The organism is Novosphingobium sp. BL-A-41-Hi4B-X5A, from assembly GCF_055521705.1.
The window spans coordinates 3,052,913-3,074,418 of record NZ_CM145500.1 but is presented as its reverse complement, the minus strand read 5'-3'; the positions used below and the strand labels follow the sequence as shown (position 1 = coordinate 3,074,418).

General features: G+C 62.8%; 25 protein-coding genes. 12 read left to right on the top strand and 13 right to left on the bottom strand.

Annotated features, from left to right (window positions below):
* Positions 1–111: 111 nt before the first annotated feature.
* Positions 112–1,803: a cytochrome c oxidase subunit I gene (gene ctaD, locus ACZ1JY_RS15035; protein WP_118072249.1), complete on the bottom strand. Its 1,692-nt coding sequence runs from the start codon at positions 1,801–1,803 to the stop codon at positions 112–114.
* 30 nt (positions 1,804–1,833) lie between these two features.
* Positions 1,834–2,832 (bottom strand): cytochrome c oxidase subunit II, encoded by a 999-nt coding sequence (gene coxB / locus ACZ1JY_RS15030; protein WP_206065469.1) that lies wholly within the window; start codon positions 2,830–2,832, stop codon positions 1,834–1,836.
* 269 nt (positions 2,833–3,101) lie between these two features.
* Between coxB and pyrE the strand changes: the two genes are divergently transcribed.
* The 9 genes from pyrE to ACZ1JY_RS14985 are packed head-to-tail and all read left to right on the top strand — an operon-like array spanning position 3,102 to position 9,425.
* Positions 3,102–3,686 carry an orotate phosphoribosyltransferase gene (gene pyrE / locus ACZ1JY_RS15025; RefSeq protein ID WP_465129834.1) on the top strand — a complete coding sequence of 195 codons (585 nt, stop codon included), beginning with the start codon at positions 3,102–3,104 and terminating at the stop codon, positions 3,684–3,686.
* A complete protein-coding gene (locus ACZ1JY_RS15020) occupies positions 3,683–4,426 on the top strand; it encodes a pyridoxine 5'-phosphate synthase (protein WP_118072251.1) in 744 nt (247 codons plus the stop codon). The genes pyrE and ACZ1JY_RS15020 overlap by 4 nt, the downstream gene beginning before the upstream one ends.
* Before the next feature lie 10 nt (positions 4,427–4,436).
* Positions 4,437–4,856, top strand: a complete 420-nt coding sequence (gene acpS, locus ACZ1JY_RS15015; protein ID WP_118072252.1) for a holo-ACP synthase — start codon at positions 4,437–4,439, stop codon at positions 4,854–4,856.
* Complete coding sequence (gene lepB / locus ACZ1JY_RS15010; protein ID WP_240946519.1) at positions 4,853–5,764, top strand: signal peptidase I; 912 nt, start codon at positions 4,853–4,855, stop codon at positions 5,762–5,764. Before acpS ends, lepB begins: the two co-directional genes overlap by 4 nt.
* Positions 5,765–5,769: 5 nt before the next feature.
* The gene (locus ACZ1JY_RS15005; protein WP_118072254.1) at positions 5,770–6,831 is read left to right on the top strand and encodes an AI-2E family transporter; all 1,062 of its coding nucleotides are present in this window, start codon (positions 5,770–5,772) and stop codon (positions 6,829–6,831) included.
* Positions 6,832–6,884: 53 nt separating this feature from the next.
* On the top strand, positions 6,885–7,991 hold the full coding sequence (locus tag ACZ1JY_RS15000; RefSeq protein ID WP_465129833.1) for a DUF3089 domain-containing protein: 1,107 nt from the start codon (positions 6,885–6,887) through the stop codon (positions 7,989–7,991).
* Positions 7,958–8,455, top strand: coding sequence for a Holliday junction resolvase RuvX (gene ruvX, locus ACZ1JY_RS14995; RefSeq protein WP_465129832.1), 498 nt, complete (start codon positions 7,958–7,960; stop codon positions 8,453–8,455). The genes ACZ1JY_RS15000 and ruvX overlap by 34 nt, the downstream gene beginning before the upstream one ends.
* 53 nt (positions 8,456–8,508) lie before the next feature.
* Positions 8,509–9,012: a PaaI family thioesterase gene (locus ACZ1JY_RS14990; protein WP_206065470.1), complete on the top strand. Its 504-nt coding sequence runs from the start codon at positions 8,509–8,511 to the stop codon at positions 9,010–9,012.
* Positions 9,009–9,425 carry a PaaI family thioesterase gene (locus ACZ1JY_RS14985; RefSeq protein WP_465129831.1) on the top strand — a complete coding sequence of 139 codons (417 nt, stop codon included), beginning with the start codon at positions 9,009–9,011 and terminating at the stop codon, positions 9,423–9,425. The genes ACZ1JY_RS14990 and ACZ1JY_RS14985 overlap by 4 nt, the downstream gene beginning before the upstream one ends.
* Here the strand turns inward: ACZ1JY_RS14985 and ACZ1JY_RS14980 are convergent.
* From ACZ1JY_RS14980 to ACZ1JY_RS14965, 4 genes are read right to left on the bottom strand one after another with little or no spacing between them, the layout of a single operon-like run.
* Complete coding sequence (locus ACZ1JY_RS14980; RefSeq protein ID WP_465129830.1) at positions 9,422–9,787, bottom strand: DUF2794 domain-containing protein; 366 nt, start codon at positions 9,785–9,787, stop codon at positions 9,422–9,424. The genes ACZ1JY_RS14985 and ACZ1JY_RS14980 overlap by 4 nt on opposite strands.
* Before the next feature lie 2 nt (positions 9,788–9,789).
* Positions 9,790–10,515 (bottom strand): serine O-acetyltransferase EpsC, encoded by a 726-nt coding sequence (gene epsC, locus ACZ1JY_RS14975; RefSeq protein ID WP_465129829.1) that lies wholly within the window; start codon positions 10,513–10,515, stop codon positions 9,790–9,792.
* Positions 10,516–10,541: 26 nt separating this feature from the next.
* Entirely contained in the window at positions 10,542–11,156 is a 615-nt protein-coding gene (locus ACZ1JY_RS14970) for an HdaA/DnaA family protein (protein ID WP_118072258.1), read from the bottom strand.
* Between the two features lie 32 nt (positions 11,157–11,188).
* The gene (locus tag ACZ1JY_RS14965; protein WP_465129828.1) at positions 11,189–12,406 is read right to left on the bottom strand and encodes a heavy-metal-associated domain-containing protein; all 1,218 of its coding nucleotides are present in this window, start codon (positions 12,404–12,406) and stop codon (positions 11,189–11,191) included.
* 185 nt (positions 12,407–12,591) lie between these two features.
* Here ACZ1JY_RS14965 and purM point away from each other — a divergent pair, with 185 nt between their 5' ends.
* From purM to ACZ1JY_RS14950, 3 genes are read left to right on the top strand one after another with little or no spacing between them, the layout of a single operon-like run.
* A complete protein-coding gene (gene purM / locus ACZ1JY_RS14960) occupies positions 12,592–13,698 on the top strand; it encodes a phosphoribosylformylglycinamidine cyclo-ligase (protein WP_465129827.1) in 1,107 nt (368 codons plus the stop codon).
* Complete coding sequence (gene purN / locus ACZ1JY_RS14955; protein ID WP_465129826.1) at positions 13,691–14,632, top strand: phosphoribosylglycinamide formyltransferase; 942 nt, start codon at positions 13,691–13,693, stop codon at positions 14,630–14,632. Before purM ends, purN begins: the two co-directional genes overlap by 8 nt.
* Before the next feature lie 8 nt (positions 14,633–14,640).
* Positions 14,641–15,783 carry an MFS transporter gene (locus tag ACZ1JY_RS14950; RefSeq protein WP_465129825.1) on the top strand — a complete coding sequence of 381 codons (1,143 nt, stop codon included), beginning with the start codon at positions 14,641–14,643 and terminating at the stop codon, positions 15,781–15,783.
* Here ACZ1JY_RS14950 and ACZ1JY_RS14945 read toward each other — a convergent pair.
* From ACZ1JY_RS14945 to ACZ1JY_RS14915, 7 genes are all read right to left on the bottom strand, one after another.
* Complete coding sequence (locus tag ACZ1JY_RS14945) at positions 15,780–16,025, bottom strand: hypothetical protein (RefSeq protein ID WP_465129824.1); 246 nt, start codon at positions 16,023–16,025, stop codon at positions 15,780–15,782. The genes ACZ1JY_RS14950 and ACZ1JY_RS14945 overlap by 4 nt on opposite strands.
* Before the next feature lie 87 nt (positions 16,026–16,112).
* Positions 16,113–18,422: a TonB-dependent receptor gene (locus ACZ1JY_RS14940; RefSeq protein ID WP_465129823.1), complete on the bottom strand. Its 2,310-nt coding sequence runs from the start codon at positions 18,420–18,422 to the stop codon at positions 16,113–16,115.
* Between the two features lie 226 nt (positions 18,423–18,648).
* Positions 18,649–19,071: a nucleoside-diphosphate kinase gene (gene ndk, locus ACZ1JY_RS14935; protein WP_118072266.1), complete on the bottom strand. Its 423-nt coding sequence runs from the start codon at positions 19,069–19,071 to the stop codon at positions 18,649–18,651.
* A gap of 80 nt (positions 19,072–19,151) precedes the next feature.
* Positions 19,152–19,415, bottom strand: coding sequence for a hypothetical protein (locus ACZ1JY_RS14930; RefSeq protein WP_118072267.1), 264 nt, complete (start codon positions 19,413–19,415; stop codon positions 19,152–19,154).
* Positions 19,412–19,843 (bottom strand): DNA polymerase III subunit chi, encoded by a 432-nt coding sequence (locus tag ACZ1JY_RS14925; protein WP_465129822.1) that lies wholly within the window; start codon positions 19,841–19,843, stop codon positions 19,412–19,414. Before ACZ1JY_RS14925 ends, ACZ1JY_RS14930 begins: the two co-directional genes overlap by 4 nt.
* Positions 19,843–19,998, bottom strand: a complete 156-nt coding sequence (locus ACZ1JY_RS14920; RefSeq protein ID WP_465129821.1) for a DUF2256 domain-containing protein — start codon at positions 19,996–19,998, stop codon at positions 19,843–19,845. The genes ACZ1JY_RS14925 and ACZ1JY_RS14920 overlap by 1 nt, the downstream gene beginning before the upstream one ends.
* A 9-nt stretch (positions 19,999–20,007) precedes the next feature.
* Positions 20,008–21,465, bottom strand: coding sequence for a leucyl aminopeptidase (locus ACZ1JY_RS14915; RefSeq protein ID WP_465129820.1), 1,458 nt, complete (start codon positions 21,463–21,465; stop codon positions 20,008–20,010).
* Positions 21,466–21,506 lie beyond the last annotated feature (41 nt).

Sequence of the window (21,506 nt, the reverse complement as noted above, 5' to 3'; positions counted from 1 at the left end):
GAAACGGGACGAGGCGTTGGGGCAGGTTTGGTGTGCTTGATACTGAAAGAAAAAGGCCCCCGGATTGCTCCGGAGGCCCCTTCTGTTTCAGCCCTTGGGCCGACGACGTGCTCAGTGTGCGTGAGCGGCGTCGTCGATCACCGGCAGGGTTTCGAACTGGTGGAACGGCGGGGGTGAGGACAGGGTCCACTCCAGCGTCGTCGCACCTTCACCCCAGTAGTTGGCTTCAGCCTTCTTGCCGGCAAGGAATGCGTAGAGGATGTTGATGAAGAAGATCACGATCGAGACGGCCATGATGACGTAGCCGATCGAAGCGATCTTGTTCCAGTACGAGTAGGCCAGTGCGTAGTCAGGATAACGACGCGGCATGCCCTGGACCCCGAGGAAGTGCATCGGGAAGAAGATCAGGTTCACGCCGACGAAGAAGACCCAGAACTGCAGGTGGCTCAGGAACTCGGAGTGCATGCGACCGCTCATCTTCGGGAACCAGTAGTAGAACCCGGCGAAGAGCGAGGTCACCGCACCCAGCGACAGAACGTAGTGGAAGTGCGCGACGACGTAGTAGGTGTCGTGCAGGTTGTCGTCCACGCCACCGTTCGCCAGAACAACGCCGGTGACGCCGCCCACGGTGAACAGGAAGATGAAGCCCAGCGCCCAGACCATCGGCGACTTGAACTCGAGGCTGCCACCCCACATCGTTGCGATCCAAGAGAAGATCTTGATGCCGGTCGGAACCGCGATGACCATGGTCGCTGCGGTGAAGTACATCTTCGTGTTCACGTCGAGGCCGGTGGTGTACATGTGGTGCGCCCACACGATGAAGCCGACGACGCCGATCGCAACCATGGCGTAGGCCATGCCGAGGTAGCCGAACACCGGCTTCTTCGAGAAGGTCGATATGATCTGGCTGATGATGCCGAAGCCCGGCAGGATCATGATGTACACTTCGGGGTGACCGAAGAACCAGAACAGGTGCTGGTAGAGAACCGGATCACCACCGCCGGCAGGATCGAAGAAGGTCGTGCCGAAGTTGCGGTCGGTCAGCAGCATGGTGATGGCGGCGGCCAGAACCGGAAGCGCCAGCAGCAGCAGGAACGCGGTGACCAGCACCGACCACACGAACAGCGGCATCTTGTGCAGGGTCATGCCCGGCGCACGCATGTTGAAGATGGTGGTGATGAAGTTGACCGCACCCAGGATCGAGCCGGCACCCGAGAGGTGCAGCGAGAAGATCGCGAAGTCGACCGCAGGACCGACCGAGCCCGACGTAGAAAGCGGTGCATAGACTGTCCAGCCGGTGCCGGCGCCCATGCCCGTGCCACCCGGCACGAAAGCCGAGAACATGAGCGAGCAGAAGCCCACGAAGGTCAACCAGAACGACACGTTGTTCATGCGCGGGAAGGCCATGTCCGGCGCGCCGATCATGATCGGAACAAACCAGTTGCCGAAGCCGCCGATGATTGCCGGCATGACCATGAAGAACACCATGATCAGGCCGTGAGCCGTGATCAGCACGTTCCACATGTGCAGCGTGGCGTTGAAATCGGCAGCGTTGCCACCGAGGAAGTTGGTCCACCAGCCAAGGTACTGGATGCCCGGCTCGGCCAGTTCGGCGCGCATGATGCCCGACACCGCACCACCGATGATCCCCGCAAAGATTGCGAAGATCAGGTAGAGCGTACCGATGTCCTTGTGGTTGGTGGACATGAACCAGCGAGCAAAGAAGCCCGGCTTGTGGTCATGATCGTGGTCGTGCGCATCGTGATGCGCATCGAAACCTTCGTTTGCTGGAATGGTGGCCATCTCGGTCAAACCTTGTGCATGAACATCGCGTCAGGCGGCAGGAGCAGCTGGAGCTGCTCCCACGGTGCCGCCGGGCTGGGTCTTCACCCATGCCTCGAACTTGTCGCGCGGCAGGGCTTCCACCGCGATCGGCATATAGCCGTGGCGGGCGCCGCACAGCTCGGAGCACTGGCCGTAGTAAACGCCCGGCTCCTTGATGAAGAGAACCTTCTCGTTGATGCGGCCCGGCACAGCGTCGAGCTTGAACCACAGCGACGGCACGGCAAAGGCGTGGATCACGTCCGAACCGATGGTCTGGATGCGGATCGGCTCACCCGCCGGAACGACCATGCGGTTATCGACCGCGAGGTGACCAGGCTCACCTGCCTTGAGAGCGTCTTCTTCCGACAGCATGTTCGAAATGACTTCGAAGCCGCCGTTGTCGGGATAGGTGTAACCCCAGTACCACTGATAGCCGGTCACCTTTACGGTCAGCGCACCCTTGGGCGCAGGATCGTACTGGTGAGCAAGAAGGCGGATCGACGGAACTGCGATCACGACCAGGATGAGAACCGGAACCAGCGTCCAGATCACTTCGATCAGCGTGTTGTGGCTGGTCTTCGAAGCAACCGGGTTGGCGCGCTTGTTGAACTTGGCCATGACGACCAGCAACAGCACCAGCACGAGGATCGAAATGGCAACGATGATCGGCATGAGGATCACGTCGTGCATCCAGAGGCCTTCCTCGCCGATCGGCGAATACTGGTCCTGGAAGGTCCATCCCTTGTCGACCGGCTGGCCCTTTCCGGCCGTCGGCTTCATGGGTGTGTAGTAGCCCTTGTCGACCGGAGCGGCTTCGGCGGCAACTGCAGGCGCAGCCGAGTCGCTGGCGGCAGCAGCCGGTGCAGCGGCGACCGGAGCTGCAGCTTCAGCTGCAACTGGCGCAGCAGGCGCTGCAGCCATGGCCTGGGTCCCGAAAGTCAGCGCGGCAGCGACGCCAAAGGTCCGGAAAGCTTTGCCCATGGAACGGGCGGTATCGGCAAGACTCATCGTCAAAGTTTCCGCTTTTTCCCTGTTTGCGCGCTTGTTGCGCTGCATCAAGGAGGCGCTTGCGCACCTCCTCTAAGTCCCTCGATCGGACCGGCCTATACGCGCGGTTGTCCCAAGCCTCAAGCGCCAGCGCGCATATTTTTCATGAGGCTGTCATGGCCATTCGGGCAATGGCGAAACAGTCTGTTACAGGGGTGTTCGAAAAGGGTTGCTCCCGGCGCGGGCAAGGGCCATTTGCGAGGCGTTGCAGCAGTATTCCAGGCAGACCGATGCTCGAAGACGAGATCCTTTCCGAATTCCGCGCCAGCCAGGCCTTGCTCGAAGGACACTTCCTGCTGTCTTCGGGGCGGCACAGCGCGCATTATCTTCAATGCGCGCGCGTCCTCATGGACCCGATGCGGGCCTCGCGTCTTGCAATGGCCACTGCCCAGAAGATTCCGCGCGAATTGCGCCAGCAAATCCAGAAGGTGGTGTCGCCGGCAATGGGCGGCGTTATCATCGGCCATGAGATGGGGCGCGCACTCGGCGTGGAAGCGATGTTTGTCGAGCGGCCGACCGGCACCTTCGAACTGCGCCGCGGGTTCTCGCTCAACCCAGACGAAAAGGTGCTGATGGTCGAAGACGTGGTGACCACCGGCCTATCAAGTCGCGAGGCCATCAAGGCGATCGAGGAAGCCGGCGGACAGGTCATTGCCGCTGCCGCTCTCGTCGATCGATCCGCGGGCAGCGCCGATCTTGGCGTACCTTTCTTTCCGCTCGTCGCGTTGAACTTCCCGACTTATGCGCCCGACGAACTGCCACCGGAACTTGCCGCGACGGAAGCCGTGAAGCCCGGGAGCCGTGCCAAGCCGTGAACAGCATCCTCGCCCCTGCCCGCCTTCGCCTAGGCGTGAATATCGATCACGTCGCCACAATCCGAAACGCGCGCGGCGGCCATCATCCAGACCCGGTGCGCGCGGCAGAAGTCGTGGCCAGTGTGGGGGGTGACGGTATCACTGCGCACCTGCGGGAGGACCGCCGCCACATCCGCGACGAGGACATCGCGCGCATCCAGTCGGCAACCAACCTGCCGCTGAACCTTGAAATGGCCGCGACGGACGAGATGCTGGAGATTGCATTGCGTCACAGGCCGCATGCGGCATGCATCGTGCCCGAACGGCGCGAAGAGCGCACGACTGAAGGCGGGCTCGATGCAGCAGGCCAGCACAATCGACTTGCGCCGATCGTCTCCCGCCTTGCCGATGCGGGTATTCGTGTGAGCCTGTTCATCGCCCCCGAGGCTCGGCAGATTGAAGCCGCCATGAAGCTTGGAGCGCCAGTGGTGGAGCTCCACACCGGTGAATATGCGCACGCCGAAGGTGAGGCACGCGCGGTCGAGCTAAAGCGGATCTCGGACATGGCGGCACTTGCTGCACGCAATGGCATCGAGCCCCACGCGGGGCATGGGCTGACCTATGACAATGTGCAGCCGATCGCCGCAATCCCGCAACTGGCCGAGCTGAACATCGGGCACTACCTGATAGGGGAAGCCATCTTCGTCGGACTCGAGGCAGCGGTGCGCCGCATGCGCGACCTGATGGACGAAGCGCGGTAACGGCCGCACCATGATCATCGGCATGGGCTCGGATCTCTGTAATATCGAGCGGATCCGAAACTCGATCGAGCGGTTTGGCGACCGCTTCATCGACCGCGTGTTCACCGAAGTCGAGAAAGCCAAGGCCGCACGGCGCCCGCTCACGGTTGCTGGCACGCTGGCCAAGCGCTTTGCCGCGAAGGAAGCGTTTTCCAAAGCCGTCGGGACCGGTTTCAAGGCCGGTGTGTTCATGAAGGACATCGGAGTCGTCAACGCGAAGTCGGGTGCGCCGACGCTTGCGTTGACAGGCGGGGCTGCAGCTCGCCTTGCCGCAATAACGCCCAAGGGTTACGAGGCGATAGTTCACCTCACCTTGACCGACGACCACCCGTGGGCTCAGGCCTTCGTGGTCATCGAGGCCCGCCCCCTGGCAGAAAAGTCCACAGTTTGACCGCCGAAACTTCCGACCAGCCGCAGCAAGACCTTTCGCCACCACCACCGCCCCCCGGTGGCGTGGATTGGTGGGCAGAGATCCGCGGTCTTTTACTGATGCTGCTGGCGGTAGTGACGTTTCACAGCCTGATTGCCAAGCCGTTCTACATTCCCTCGATCTCGATGATGCCCAACCTTCTGGTGGGCGACCGGCTGATCGTTGCCAAATACCCCTATGGCTGGTCCTGGGTTTCGGCATCCTTCCACATCTTGCCTCGGGGGTCGGAGCGCTTGCTGCCCAGGACCCCGGAATACGGCGACATCGTGATTGCCGTGCCACCCGACAGGGACGAAGACTACATCAAGCGGGTGGTGGCTCTTCCCGGCGACCGGATCGCAGTGATCCACGGACAGATCATCCTGAACGGCAAACTCGTGCCGCAGCAAGCAGAGCCGCCAGTGCAGATCCCTGCCGACCCGCAGCTGTCATGCGACGGTGCCCCCTGCTACGACATGTTCGAGCGCTACCGGACCCGTCTGGATGACGGCCGCGAAGTGTTCGAGCTGCCGGCCTTCCGGGAGACCCTGCCCAACGGGGCCAGCTATGTGATCATCGACCACATGGACCAAGTGCTCGACAACTATCAGGAAACGCTGGTTCCGCCGGGACATGTCTTCCTGATGGGCGACAACCGCGATCATTCTGCCGACAGCCGCGCCCCGATCGAAGAACGTGGTCTTGGTGGACCGGTGCCGCTGGCCAATGTCGGCGGTCGCGCCGAGTTCGTTACCTTTTCGCTCGACGGCAGCGAAGGCTGGAACCCGTGGACCTGGTGGTCCGCCTTGCGCAAAGATCGCGCCTGGACCAGACTGCGGCCGGAAATCCGTCGACAACCCTTGGTGACGGACGGCCCAGACAAGCGGTGAAGCAAATGGATGAATGCGAAGCCACCGCAACGGCCGGCCCGACCGACATCACCGACAATCTGGTGCGCCGAGAGGCAAAGAAAGCCGCTGTCTGGTTGGGAATCGCCGGGTTGTTCGCGCTGGCGGTGCTGCTGGCGCAGCCGATCATGGTCATCATAGGCGGCATTGTCTTTGCTGCGATGATCGATGGCGGCCAGCGGTTGATCGCGCGGGTGGTGCCGCAGCTTCCCCGCAGCTTCAGGATCGTCATTGTTCTGGTCGGCACGCTGGCATTTCTGGTGTGGGTGGTGATCTTTGCCGGCGGTCAGATCGCAGCGCAGGCCGCTGAATTGCCTCAGGTCATCCAGACGCAGCTCACCAGGTTGAGCGCCTGGGCGGAAGGGCATGGCGTCAACCTGCAGAACCTCGATCTCCAGAACATCGCGGGGCAGGTTCTCGGCAGCGTCGGGCAGGTCACAAGGGCCTTGGGAGGCGTCCTGAACGGCTTCACCACGGCTTTCCTGATCCTCATTCTGTCGATCTACTTCGTACTAGAACCGGACCTCTACCGCCGGGGCTTTGCCTGGATGCTGCCGGAGGATAGCCGCGAGCATTGGGAAACCACGGCTCTGCGCATGGGCAAATCGCTGCGGATGCTGCTGTTTGGCCGCCTGCTCGGGATGACAGTGGAAGGGGTGGCCACCTGGGCCCTGCTCGCGTGGTGGGGCGTTCCGATGGCCGCTCTACTGGGTTTGCTGACCGGACTTCTGGCATTCCTGCCCAACATCGGCGCGCCTATTTCCGGCGCCCTGATGATCATGGTCGGCTTTTCCGGCGGGACCGAGATGGGACTGTTCTGCATCGCCGTCTATATCGTCGTGCAGACGGTCGACGGGAATGTGATCGTGCCGATGGTGGCCAGGAGGACAGTCGATCTTGCCCCCGCCCTCGTGCTTGGCGCACAGTTGATGTTCGGGCTGCTGTTCGGGATTCTCGGCCTCATGCTGGCAGATCCGATCGTGGCCATGCTCAAGATCGTGCTTGAACGCCAAGCCGAACGCAATTCTGCAAACCGGGTCGATAGCTGAATCCGCCCACTCGAGATTTGAGACGAAGAATGGTCCGCAAGTTCCTGTATCTGATGGCTCTCCTGATCGTGATGGTGATTGCTGCGGTCTTTGCGCTGAGCATCTGGCAGAATGAGCTGACCCGCTTCGCCTTTGTCCCGCGCGTGTCGTACGGCAGGCTCGAGCCTCTTGCGGCAGATGCCTATTCCGGAAACAGCATGTGGTTCGCACGGCCGGGGCTGCAGAAAGATCCGGCGCAGTGGGTCCCGACGGGCGTCAACGCAAGCGGGGCAAAGGGACCTGCTGCGGTATTCTTCATTCACCCGACGAGCTATCTCGCGCGGGAGCATTGGAACGGCCCGCTGGACGATACGGACACCAATCGGCGCGCAACCTTCTTTGTCCAGGGCATGGCTTCGGCCTTCAACCAGCAGTCGCAAGTCTGGGCTCCGCGCTACCGCCAGGCCGCTTTCGGCGCTTTCCTCACCGACAAGGCCGAAGGGGAGATGGCGCTCGAATCAGCATATGTCGACGTGCGCCAGGCTTTCGACGCGTTCCTGGCGAACGTGCCCGCCGACAAGCCTATAGTCCTTGCCGGGCACAGTCAGGGCGCCCTTCACCTCATGCACCTGCTCAAGGATCGCGTTGCCGGCACTCCACTCGCATCGCGCATAGTCGCGGCCTATCCGATCGGCTGGCCGATATCGGTCGAGCATGATCTGCCAAAGATGGGCCTTCCGGCCTGCGCTTCGGCCGACGCAGCAGGATGCGTGATGACGTGGGCCAGCTTTGCCGAGCCTGCCGATCCTGAGCTGGTGCTGGAAGCCTACCGCACGCGGCCTGCCCTGGACGGCAGGCAGAAGGACGCGCGCCCCGTGCTGTGCACGAACCCGCTGACCGGAAGCGTTGGCGGCTCCGCCCCGGCGGCCGCCAATCTGGGCACGTTGAAGCCGAGTGAGCATCTCGATTCCGGAGAACTGATCCCGAAGGCCGTGCCGGCCCGCTGCGATGCCAAGACCGGCTTGTTGATGATCGGGGATGCGCCCGATCTCGGGCCCTTCGTTCTTCCGGGCAACAATTATCACGTTTACGACATACCGTTGTTCTGGGCGAACCTGCGCGCCGATGTCGCGCGGCGTGCGGCGGCATGGGAAAAACTGCACGGGGGCGCAGCCAGGTGATCACCCAGTCGGCCCTGATCATGCGAGACGAGCTGCCTGAAGGCGGCGTGCTGATGGGGCTGGACACCGGCACCAAGACCATCGGAATCGCCCTATGCGACTGCGACTGGCGCTTCGCCACGGCTGGCAAGACGCTTCAGCGCGGCAAATTCACCGCTGACAAGGCGAAGCTGCAAGCGCTGATCGAAGAACGCGGTGTCGTAGGGCTCGTTATCGGCCTGCCGCTCAACATGGATGGATCCGAAAGCCCGAGGTCGCAGGGAGCAAGGGCTATCGCTCGCAACCTCGAAGACCTGGGGCTGCCGATCCTTCTGTGGGACGAGCGGTGGACGACGCAAGCCGCCGAGCGGGCGATGATCGAGCAGGACTTCAGCCGGGCCAAACGGGCGGAGCGCATCGATTCGCACGCCGCAGCGCTTATTCTGCAGGGTGCCATCGACGCGCTCGCCGGAAGCGCATTTTAATCGCCCACTTAATACGCTTGTAATCCCTCCATAGCTGCGGCAGGGAATTCGCCATGGATACAACGCCAGAAAGCACCGGAGGAAGGCCCGCGATCCCGCCGGGCATGGATTTCAACCCGTCGCAGTTCGGCAAGTTCATGATGCGGCACGGGCACACCGGCTTTATCGGCATGCAATATCGCGCCCATGGGGACAATTGGGTCGAGCTGGGCCTGCCCTGGCGCGAAGACCTGGTCGGCGATCCCGAGACGGGCGTCCTGGCGTCCGGACCGATAATCAGCCTGCTCGACAATGCCACGTCGATGTCGGTCTGGGCGCTGCGCGGTGGCTTTCGCCCGCAAGTGACGCTGGACCTGCGCGTCGACTATGTCCGCGCCGCGGCGCCGGGCAAGATGATCGTTGCCTGGGCAGAGTGCTACCAGTTGAAGAAGTCGATGGCCTTCGTCCGAGGCATTGCCCACGACGGCGACATCACCGACCCCGTAGCGCACGCCGCGGGCATCTTCATTCAGGTTGAAGCGGACGGGTGGGCACGTTCACCAGGAGAAGCGAAGTGAGCGAGTCCAGCGAGCTCCTGTCCGAGCATCTGCCGCCCTACGCGCGATCGATGGGCATGCGGATTGCGGGCATGCTGCACGGTGCCCCGCTTCTGGCAATGGATTTTTCCGATCGCGCCATGGGTCGGCCCGGGTTCCTTCACGGCGGCGCTATCGCAGGCATGATGGAAATCGCGGCGATCATGGCTCTTCACGCCCATCTCGGCGAAGAGGACGCGAAGACGCGAATCAAGCCCGTGAACATTTCCGTCGAATACCTGCGGGGCGGGGTGACGGTGGAAACCTTCGCGCGCGGTGAGGTGATCCGCGCAGGACGGCGCATTGCCAATGTGCGCGCTGAAGCGTGGCAGGCAGACCGGAACAAGCCTCTGGCAAGCTGCTGGATGAACTTCCTGATCAAGCCGAAGAGCTAGTCTTCGACGATCTTCATCAACCGGCGTTCAAGCGGAGACAGGACGCCCGCCAGGTCATGGCCGCGCTTGAGGACTTGCCCGGCTTCTCCGAACAGCGCCCACATGCCCTGTTTGCTGCGAAACGACGGGCGTTTCTCGATCCGCGCTGTCGGGCGTTCCGCTGTTCGCTTGAATGCTGCGAAGACAGCTGCTTCCTTGCCAAAGTCCATCGCATAATCGCGCCAGAGCCCGGCTGCGACCATCCGGCCGTAGAGATCGAGGATCTTCAGCAGTTCCGGCCGTTCGAAACCGACTTGCTGGATCGCACGCGCGTTCGGGAATGGGACGACGGTGCCGGACGTCCCGGCATCAGGGCCGTTCACGCTCAGCTGCGGTTCCTTCTGCCGACCGTCGTCGGGGTAGGCGCGGGCGAAGTATCGTCACCACCTGTCTGAGCAGCGACAAGCGCCGCGACCTGTGCCTTGAGGGCTGCCACTTCGACTTCAAGTTCATCGACCCGCGTACCGCCATTGGGTTCGCACGGCTCCTTGCACGGGGTGCCGTAGGGAATGAATTCCTTGAGCCAGGTTTCTGCAGGAACCAGGGTAGAGCGAGCTTTCAGCCCGACCATCGTGGCGCCTTCGGGCACATCGTCGGTCACAACGGCGTTTGCCCCTACCCGCGCGCGGGGACCGACCGTGATCGGCCCGAGGATCTGAGCGCCCGAACCGATGATCGCATTGTCGCTCAACGTCGGGTGACGCTTTCCGGGGACGCCATTGGCAGGGTTTGTGCCGCCGAGTGTGACGCACTGGTAGATGGTGACATTGTCACCAATCTCGGCCGTCTCGCCGATAACGGTGAAACCGTGGTCGATAAACAGGTGCTTGCCGATCTTGGCGCCCGGATGGATGTCGATCGCGGTCACGAAGCGTGAGAAATGGTTCACCAGACGAGCGAGGAAAAACAGCTCAGCCTCGAACAGCCAATGCGCGATTCGGTGGAAACCGACTGCCCACAGGCCCGGGTAGAGGAGAATCTCCCAGCGCGAACGGGGCGCTGGATCGCGCGAGCGGATCGAGTCCAGATAGGCGATCAGGCCGTTGAACATGCCCCGATTCTCTCTCTTTCAGGCGCTTAAAGCAAGCGCGGCTGGAATTCCCCTGTCCGCTCGGCAAGCGCGTCGCGGACCAGTGATATGGTGACGGGTGATTTACGCTCAAGAGACAGACGGTCAAGAGTTTCAATCAGCAACTCGATTTCTGCGTGCGTGCGTTCCACTCTGGGCAAGAGGTAGGCAATCGCCTGTTCGCCCAGAACAAGCCCGCGCCGCGCGGAATGTTCCACGATCAGGCCTGCCACCAGCTCGTCGTCCGGTGCGCCGATTTCGATCAGCAAGGCCGAGCCCAGACGCGAGGCAAGGTCGGGCAGAGCAACCTTCCACTCCCCGCGCGCGCGATCGCTGACCAGCAGCAATGGACGGCCTGACGCTTGCGAGCGGTTCCATTGATGGAACACTTCGTGTTCTGGCCGCGAATCGGCGCCGTCAATGACCTCGCCCGCACCGGATTCCGCAAACCAGCGGGCCAGCAGGCTCTTGCCCGAACGCGGTGGACCGACGAGAATCGCTGTTCTGAACGGCCAGCTATCGACCGACTGTAGCGCGTCGATGACGGGCTCCAGACTTGGCCCCATGACCACAGTCTCGGCACTACGAGCCGTTAACAGCGGAAGGGCAATCTGCGACGACATCTGCGAGTTATACGCCCGGACCGCGATTGTGGTTACTTGCGAATCGAAAGCGCGCCTGCGCCCACGGTGACACGCCAGCCTTGTGCGCGCAGTGCCGCAGCCAAGGCTTCGATTTCACCGGTATAGGTGACGCGCATGACCGAGGTGCCACCAATGGCAATCGAGCTTGAAACCGCGCTTTTTACCCCGGGAACGCTCCGCACTGCCGACATGCCGGCGTCGACAGCCGGGCCGTCAGCCGTGGCAAACTGGATCGTGAAGGTCGAAACCGCCGCTGCGGTGGTGGGCGTGGGTGCAGCGATCGGCGTTGCCGCTGGTCCGTCTACGCTCGTTGACACCGCTACAGGCCCTGCCGTCGCCAAGGTCTGTTCAATCAGCTTCGGATCGATCTCGGCAGCCATGTTGAGCGTGGGATCGGGCTTGAGAATGCCGGCGACAAGCGCCTGCGTATAAATGCCGTCGAGCCGGCCGATGGCATCTTCCAGCATCTTCGGCACTTCGGCTTCGCTCCGCGCGGTAAGCGAAAAACTGCCGAGAAAGCGGTTGTCCGGGCCGAAGCGCGCCGTGAAAGTACCGGTGACAGGGCCGCCCGGGAACTGCCGATCAAGCCGGGCAATAGGGATGATGACGTCGGATGCCCCGAACTCGTCAAGGATCAGTCGCCACCAGTTACGGCTGCGGCGATCAAGCTGGCCGGCCGTCAACAGAAGCGAATCGGACCCGGCCCCTGCCGGTCGGACATAGTCGATGGCGCTGTTGCCCGTCCGGTACTCCGCCCAGGCCTTCTGCCACGGTGTGCGCGTTTCGAATACGGTCGCAACCCCGCCCTGATAGAGCACGGGCACGACCAGCAACGGCGCCGAACGCGCCTTGACCCCGGTCATGCCCAGTCGCTCGCCAGTGCGGGCGCGGTCAAAGATCACGCCAAGACGGGCGATGTAACGCCGCGGACCAATCTGTTCGCTTTCGACCACGACGGCGGAAACCATCGATTCGATTGTCGAATCGTCGAGCCCCGGCGCAGCACCGCCACTGCCATTGCTCTCCCAGAGTTTGGCCCAGGCCTTGCGCTGTGCTTCGCGCCAACCATTGTTGCGGGCGTCCTCGGCATTGTCTCCGGAGACGTTTACCTCGATGCCGCGCACTTCGTAATCGCCGTTGCTGGCAATTGGCGGAATGCCGCGATCGCCCTCGATCTGTGCGACAAGCGCTGCCCCGCCGAGGCCAGCGATCAGGGCAATGCCCAGCATCAATGCCTTGCGGTTTTTCGCTTTTTCAAATGGCAAATGCAGTGCGACCAAGGGAACTCCGAAACCAGTCATGGACGGAAGGACCGGCCACTAACGCACACGGAATTCGAATTCCGTAACTGGATGCCCGCTTTTGCCGAAACGAAAGTGGAAATCCAAGCAGGAAAGCGCTAGGCGCGCGCACCATGAGCGACAAGCAGGAAAAGCCCGAGAGCTATAGCTACGCCAAGGCTGGCGTGAACATCGCCGCTGGCAATGCGCTGGTGAAGGCCATTGGCCCCTTGGCGAAGTCAACCGCCCGTCCCGGCGCGGATGTGGAGCTCGGCGGCTTTGGCGGCTTCTTCGACCTCAAGGCGGCAGGCTACAAGGATCCCCTTCTTGTCGCCGGCAACGACGGGGTCGGCACCAAGGTCAAGTTGGCGATCGATCATGACCGGCATGACAAGATCGGCATCGACCTTGTCGCCATGTGCGTGAACGACCTGATCGTGCAGGGCGCCGAACCGCTCTTCTTCCTCGATTACTTTGCGACCGGCCGTCTGGACAATGGCGTGGCCGAGCGCGTTGTCGCCGGCATTGCCGAGGGCTGCAAGCAGGCCGGATGCGCCCTGATCGGTGGCGAAACCGCGGAAATGCCCGGCATGTACGCCGATGGTGACTACGATCTCGCCGGCTTCTGCGTTGGCGCGGTCGAGCGTGGCGAACAGCTGACCGGTGACCGCGTGGCCGAAGGCAACGCGCTGCTCGGCCTCGCCTCTTCCGGCGTGCATTCGAACGGTTACTCGCTGGTGCGCCGCCTTGCTGCGGACAAGGGCTGGAAACTGGACCGCCCTGCCCTGTTCGACAACGAACGCCTGCTGATCGACTACCTGATCGAGCCGACCCGCATCTATGTGAAGAGCCTGCTGCCGTTCATCCGCTCGGGCCGCATCAACGCACTCGCCCACATCACCGGCGGCGGCCTGCTAGAGAACGTGCCCCGTGTCCTGCCGCAAGGCCTGCATGCGCGCATCGATGCCGACAGCTGGGAGCAGAGCCGCCTGATGGCGTTCCTCCAGGCCCAAGGCAACATCGAGCCTGAGGAAATGGCCCGCACCTTCAATTGCGGCATCGGCATGATCCTGGCGGTGGAAGCGGCCGAGGCCGATTCGCTCGCCGCCGATCTCGCTGCAGCGGGCGAGACCGTCTATCGCGTGGGCACGATCATCGCGGGCGAAAAAGGCTGCACCGTCACCGGCAGCGTCGAGACGTGGTCCGCCCGCGAGGCATGGGAAGCCACCCACATTGGCTGACCGGGTCCCCGTCGCCGTCTTCATTTCGGGCAGCGGCACCAACATGGCCGCGCTGCTCTATGCAAGCCGTGCGGCGGACTGTCCTTATGAGATCGTCCTCGTTCTATCGAACAATCCGGATGCTTCGGGCCTGAAGCTTGCCAAAGCCGAAGGCGTGGCGACGTTCTGCCTGCCGCACAAGGGCATTCACCGGCCAGACCACGACGCGATGATGGAGGCCGAGGTGGTAAAGGCCGGGGCGCGCTATATCGCTCTGGCCGGCTACATGCGCATCCTAAGCCCTGAGTTCGTCGGACGCTGGGAAGGCCGGATGCTCAACATCCACCCTTCGCTGCTGCCCAAGTACAAGGGTCTGCACACCCACGATCGCGCGATAGAGGCTGGCGACAGCCACGGCGGCTGCACCGTGCATCTCGTGACAGCCGAACTCGACGATGGCCCGATCCTTGGCCAGACGCCGGTAGCGATCATCCCCGGCGATACGGGTGACAGTCTCGCCGCTCGCGTCCTGTTCGCCGAGCACCAGCTCTATTCGCGCATGCTGGCCAGCTATGTTGCGCGCGAGAACAGCGCCGAATGGTTACTCGAGAAGGTGCGCGGCCTCGCTGCTGCCCTTCCCGATGTTGAAGAGCGTGAAAGCCACGGTGCCCCCGGCTGGCGCGTGGGCGGCAAATACTTCGCCTATTTCAACGATCAGCACCACGGCACCCCGCACATTGCTTTGCTGGTGAAGACCAGCGGACAGGATGAACTGGCCGCCCTGATCGAGCAGGACGAGGGCACCTGGTTCCGGCCCGCCTACTACGGTGCAAGCGGCTGGGCGGGGCTGATCCTCAACCGGCCCGATGTCGATTGGGAGCACGCCGCCGACTGGCTTCGCCGCAGCTGGGCTGCCGTGGCGCCCAAGCGGCTCGCCGCAATGCTGGAGTTCTAAAGAGCGCCATGCAGCTCACGGCTATCCACCGCATCTACGCACACACCGGCCTGCAATCGTTTGTTGAGGCAAGCGGCGGGCTGTTCGTGGTCGGCTTTCTGGTCAAGCAGGGGCTAAGCCCGGCGCTTGCGCTGGCCAGCTTCGCTCTTGTGCTGATCTCACGCTTCGCCTTGCGAGCGGCAGTGCTGCCCATCGCCCATGCGCACGGACTGCGCGCCGTGCTGCTGCTAGGCTGCGGCGTTCGCGCTGCCTCGTTCCTGATGCTGCCGTTCGTCGAGGGTACGGGACTGCTGCTGCTGGCGTATATCCTCGTCTCGGGGCTTGGCAGCGTGCTCTACTGGACCGGTTATCACGCCTATGTCTCGGCCGCTGGCGATAACGCCGCGTTGGGTCGGCAGGTGTCGATCCAACAGGCGACCACCGCCGCAGTGGGAATCGTTGCCCCAGTTGCGGGAGGCTTTCTGCTTTCCGGCGCGGGGCCGGTCATCGGCTTTGCCGTTATCGCGACGATGCAACTTCTTGCGGGCCTGCCGCTGGCCGGCGCCCCCAATCCGGCGATCCCCCGCGAAAGCCGTGCAGATCCCGGGATCGTCAGCGCAGGGCGTCGCATATACTTTGCCGAGGGGCTGCAATCGGGCTGCTCGGTCGTGGTCTGGAACCTCGCGCTGTTCGTAACTCTGGGGCAGAGCTTTGAAAGCTTTGGCGGCGCGCTGGCACTGGCGGGGCTGGGCGCAGCGGCAGGCAGCCTGATCATCGGCCGACTGATCGACGGCGGGCGCGGTACGCATTCGCTTGCGCTCGCCTATGGCCTAGGTGCTGCGGTTCTGGTGCTCAAGGCTCTGGCGTGGACCTCTCCCCTGCCCGCGCTTGTTGCCACGGCGCTCGGGGCGCTGGCCGCGCCGATGCTGGCAACGGCCATGCTCTCGCCGCTCTATGCCATGGCACAGCGCTCGCAATGCACCTTGCGCTTCAACATGGCGACAGAGGGCGGGTGGGACCTCGGGTGCTCAACTGCCGCACTGGTTGCCGCAGCCCTGCTTGCGACTGGTTTCGGCTACACGATGCCGATTCTGCTCGGCCTGCTTGCAATAGCCGGAATCGCGTGGGGCCTGACCCAGTGGTATCGTGCGGAACAGGCCTTAACAGCCTAGATCTCGCTGACCTGCACCTGCGGCCTGCTTTCCCGCGTGCCACGATAGCGCACCGTTGAATCGTTGGGGTCTCCGGCGATGATCACGTGGTCTTCGTGCACTTCGACGAGTTCTGCCGCAAAAGGCATGTCCTCGAACATCGGGCTACCGACGATGCGATAGCTGACCGTGTCGCCGACTTTGAATGTCGCCGCATCGAAGTTGAATTCGAAGGGACAATCGCCCCCAACCATGCCCTGCATTCTTCAGGTCTCCTCTGGCGCATGACCTTAACAAAAAGGCCGCCGGAGTGAACCGGCGGCCTCTTGTCATTTTGCCTGAGCGATGGCTCAGAATTCGTAGCCGAGCGTAATGCCATATGTCCGCGGCGGCATCAGCGTGCCACCGATCGTGCGGCTGGTGGCCACCGCGTAGCTGCCCGCCCAGACGAGTTCGTTGGTCAGGTTGCGCACCCACAGGTTGACCGAAGTCCGGTCGTCCGAGTGGCGGTACTTCACGTTGGCATCGACCATCACATATCCGTCGGCGGCCATGCGATCGTCGTTGAACTCGGTGTGGTACTGCTTCGAACGGTAGGACACGTTCGTACCGAACACCACGCTGGCACCGCTCGAAAGGTCAGCCGTGTAGGTCGGGTTGAAGTTCAGCGTCCACTTCGGGCTCATGCGGGTGGCGTTGCCCGACAGGTCTTCGTCAGGCAGCGAAGCGCCGCCAGGGCCGAACAGCGCCGCGTTCAGCGGGTTCTTCGAGAAGAACTTGGTGAACTTGGAGTTGAGGTACGCTGCCGAAGCATCGATGGCGAGGCCGTCGATCGGGCGCCAGCGCAGTTCGAACTCAGCACCATAGGCCCGCGATTCCGCCGCGTTTTCGAGCGCGCTGGCGAAGAACGGCGGGTTCGGGATCGGGAAGGTCCGCTGGAACTGACCGTTCTTTAGCTTCTGGTAGAACACGGCAAGATTGGTCTGCAGCGAGCCGGCGCTATACTTGATGCCGCCTTCGAAAGCCTCGACCTTCTCCGGGTTCACGAACGGCGTGACCGCTGCTGCCGAACGGCGCGAACCGATTTCGGCAGTGCCGGACTTGAAGCCGCGCGACCAGTTGAAATAGGCCATCACATCGTCATTCGGACGGAACTCGACACCCAGCGAGGGCGAGAAGTCATCCCAGGTCTTCGACGTGTCCCACTGCAGCGGATCGAGCACGAAGCCGGTCGCCGCGGTGCCGATCCCGCTGTTGTTCTTGATCTTGCGCTTTTCCCACGAGTAGCGGCCGCCAGCCTTGAGCGAGAGCTGTTCGGTCAGGTCATAGGTCACGTTGCCGAACACGGCCCATGTCTCGACATCGAGCTTGCCGTCGAACTGCACGCGGAACGGATCGGTGTTCCTCAGCACGTCAAAACCGATGTGGTTCTCGACGCGGATGTTTTCCTTCAGGTAGAACCCGGCGAAGACTGCGTGCAACTTGTCCGTGTCGACGTTGAGCTGCAGTTCCTGGCTGAACTGGTTTTCGAACACCGGCTGCCAGTGATTGGCGCTGGTGCGCACGGCGTTGGTCTGCGCCAGCGGGTAGCCGGCGTATGACGACATGTCGAAGTCGTGGAAGAAGATCGCGCGGAAGTTGCGATAGCTGGTCAGCGACTTGAGCGCGACCGTGTCGGACGCTGCGTAGTCCATGATGCCGGTGAAGGCATACTGCTTGCGATCGTTGATCGGGTCGTAGTTGGTGTTGAGGTTGCGGACGTTCTTGGCAAACGACGCGGCGCTGCCATCAGCGTTGGTGCGCTGACCGAGCGCCGTAAGGCTGGCGACCTGAGTGCCGGGGAACGAAACTTCGCGGAACTTCACGGCCAGCGAGCGATCGTTCTCGGTGTGCAGTTCGCCGGTCAGCAGGATCGAAAGCTTGTCGGTCGGCAGGAACTGCAGGTGACCGCGCACCGACCACTGGTTGGCGTTATCGATCTCGTTGCCGGTGAATTCGTTGATGCCGAAGCCATCGCGCTTGATGCGCTGGACTGCGACGCGCGCACGCACGCCTTCGGTGATCGGACCGCCGATCGCGGCATCGGTCTGCACCAGGAAGGCATCGCCGCCGAGGGTCTGACGAACGTAGCCGTCGAGCTTGTCGGTCGGCTTGGCGGTGATCAGGTTCACCGCGCCGCCGGTGGCATTGCGGCCATAAAGAGTACCCTGCGGCCCGCGCAAAACTTCGACGCGTTCGAGATCGAACATCGAGCCGAGCTGCGCTTGCGCGAGGCCGACGACAACGCCGTCCACATGGAGCGCGACCGACGGGTCAACGCCCGGCAGCGAGCTCGACAGGCCGATGCCGCGGATGAACAGCTTGGCGAAGTTGAAGTCGTTGCCGAAGCTGATCGAAGGCACCAGCGCTTGCAGGCCTTCGAGGTTGACGGTGTTGTTGGCGGCCAGTTGCTCGGTACCGACAGCGGCAACCGAAAGCGAGACGTCGGAAAGCGACTGCGCACGCTTTTGCGCGGTCACGATGATTTCGCCGCCATCTTCGGACGAGGCCGCATCCTGAGCGGCGTCCTGCGCGAGAACGGGTTGCGAAAGGGCAAATGCCGCTGCGGCGAACAGACTGGTGCGCGCCAGCAGGCGCGCGGAAGCGCGGGTTGTGAGCATCAGGTATCCTCCCTGAAGAGACCAAAGGCCTCAGCGTTCTCGTGTTGGAACAAAAGGATGCCTACGCCTTGTATGCCCCGCTTACAATTATGGTTATGTCGGATAACATGTGATTTGCAACGAAGCGTTGCATCCGCGCAACATTAGCCGAAGGTCGGTATCGCACCCACGAAAAAGGCCGGAGCATCGCTGCCCCGGCCCTTCAATCAATTGCGGCTTTCGCCGATCAGCCGACGATTTCTTCCGGCTTGAAGAAGTAGGCGATTTCGATCGCCGCGTTCTCGTCCGAGTCCGAACCATGAACGGTGTTGGCTTCGATCGATTCAGCCAGTTCCTTGCGGATCGTGCCGGGTTCGGCGTTGGCAGGGTTGGTTGCGCCCATGATGTCGCGGTTGCGCTGCATGGCGTTCTCGCCTTCGAGCACCTGCACGACGACCGGACCCGAGATCATGAACTCGACCAGGTCGTTGAAGAAGGGGCGTTCCTTGTGAACGGCGTAGAAGCCTTCGGCCTGCTCGCGGCTCATGTGGATGCGCTTCGAAGCAACGACGCGCAGGCCTGCTTCTTCCAGCATCTTGGTGACCGCGCCAGTCAGGTTGCGACGGGTCGCGTCGGGCTTGATGATCGAAAAGGTGCGGGTAACCGCCATGGGAGCGTTCCTTGCGATATAGGGATTCTGGTTGCGCGCGCCCCTAGCGAGGTTTGTGCTGCGGTGCAAGGATGGCGGAATCAACGACGAACGAACGCAACTGTCTCGCAGGCTTCGAAGGGTGGACATTGGACTTTGGCGAACCAGTTGTCGTCAAAGCCGGTCAAATCACAGAAACTATTCAGAAGTGCTCGCCATTCGGCACATTCCTCGTGGAAAAAATGGATCTGGCCGGAAACGACAACCTCGCAGCAGATCAGATCTGTCGTGATCTCGTCGCGCTTGAAGAAGGTGACACGATCAATTTGAGGAGGGGAGAATGGAAGCGAAGGCTCTCCGCTCACGGTCCCTCCTTCCACTTGCCGCCCTCCTGCCGCCAGTACCTGCGCTCGACGCCTTCGCGGCCACCCAGAATGCGCCAGCAGCCGCGTGCATCGTCAATCCGCGCAGGCGGAAAGAGCAGGAACACCCGCTCGAACTCCCCCTCGCGCCAGATGCCGTCGGCCAGCGCGAGATACTTCGCGCCGTTCGCAGCTTCGGGTGCGTCCGAAAGCAGGATAGGCTGGCGGTCGTCGTGCGCCGTCCCCGCCCGCCCGTTTGCCAGAAAAGTCTCGGGCAAGCGCGTCCACAACGCCTCGCTGACCCGGCGCAGCTGGGCCTCGTCCTCCGACACGACAAGCAGCCGCTCACCCGCGCCAAGGGTATTGCGCGCGATCAGCGGAAGGACCTGTTCGGCCGGATCATTGGTAAGCTGGTAGAAATCGACACGCATCAGCCAGCCACCTTGCTCTTGCCGCTACGGCAGCGGTCGGAACAGAACTTCACGTTGTCCCAATCCCGCTCCCACTTCTTGCGCCATGTGAACGGGAGACCGCAATTGGCGCAAGTCTTGGTCGGCAGATCTGACTTGCGCCGCATCTTCGGCATGGGACAGCCTCAGGCCTCCAGCACGTCGCGAACGTAGCGGTCGAGCACGCGCACGCCGAAGCCGGTCGCGCCCTTGTCCCAGGTCTGGCCAGGCTTGTCGGCCCAGACCATGCCCGCGATGTCAAGGTGCGCCCACGCCACGCCCTTGTCGATGTAGCGCTGGAGGAACTGCGCTGCAGTGATGGAGCCGCCATAGCGGGGCCCGACGTTCTTCATGTCGGCAATCGGGCTGTCGATCAGCTTGTCGTAGGACGGGCCAAGCGGGAAGCGCCACAGCTTGTCGCCCGAGGCCTTGCCGGCTGCATCGAGTTTGGTGGCAAGGTCATCGTCATTGGCAAACATGCCGCCGTATTCATGACCGAGCGAAATGATCATGGCCCCCGTCAGCGTGGCCAGATCGACGATCGTCTTCGGCGAGTATTCCTTCTGCACCCAGGTCAGCGCGTCGCAAAGCACGAGGCGGCCCTCGGCGTCGGTGTTGATCACTTCCACCGTCTGGCCGGACATCGATGTGACGACGTCACCGGGGCGCTGGGCGTTGCCGTCGGGCATGTTCTCGACAAGGCCGCAGACGCCGATCACGTCGGCCTTGGCCTTGCGCTTGGCCAGTGCGAGCATGGTGCCAGCGACAGCGCCAGCGCCGCCCATGTCCCACTTCATGTCTTCCATACCGCCAGCGGGTTTGATCGAAATGCCGCCGGTATCGAAGGTCACGCCCTTGCCGACAAAGGCGGTAGGCTTGTCAACGTCTGCGCCCTTCCAGCGCATTGCCAGTAATTTCGGCTCACGCACCGAACCTTGCGCCACGCCGAGCAGCGCGCCCATGCCAAGCTCGCTCATTTCCTTGAGGCCAAGCACAAGGATCTCGACGCCAGTACCCTCCAGCCGCGCCTTGGCGCGTTCGACAAAGCTTTCGGGGTAGATGATGTTGGCGGGCTCGGCGACGAGCTCACGCGTGAACTCGATGCCCTCAGCAAGCGCCGATTCGATTTCCCAGGCTACTGCAGCGCCTTCCGGAGCGTTGACCGCGACGATCTCGGTCAGTGACGGCTTCTGCTCATCGCTCATTTTCGTGCGATAGACATCATGGCGCCAGCCGCGCAGCCTTGCGCCGAACAGCACCGACGCCGCCTCGGCGCCGGACAGGCCGGAACCGCTGAAATCGATGGCAAGCGAAGTCTCGCCAGAGGTGAGGTACTTGGCGGTCAGTGCTGCGCCGGCCTTCTCGAGGCTGGCGCTGCGATCGGCGGCGTCTGCCTTGCCCATCCCGGCCAGAACCAGCCGCTTCACGCCGGAATCGCCTGCGACAAAGGCCTCGAATACCTGGCCTGCCTTCCCGGCAAACCGGGCGGCCGAAGCGCCTTCGCGCACCACTGCATCAAGATCGGAAGGCAGCGCATCCTGCGCCACGAGACGGGCGACCAGACGGGGAAGCGGGGCATCGCTGGTGCGGAAAACGACCTTCATCGGGAACTCCTGAACGGAATGGACGTCACACTTCGACGCAA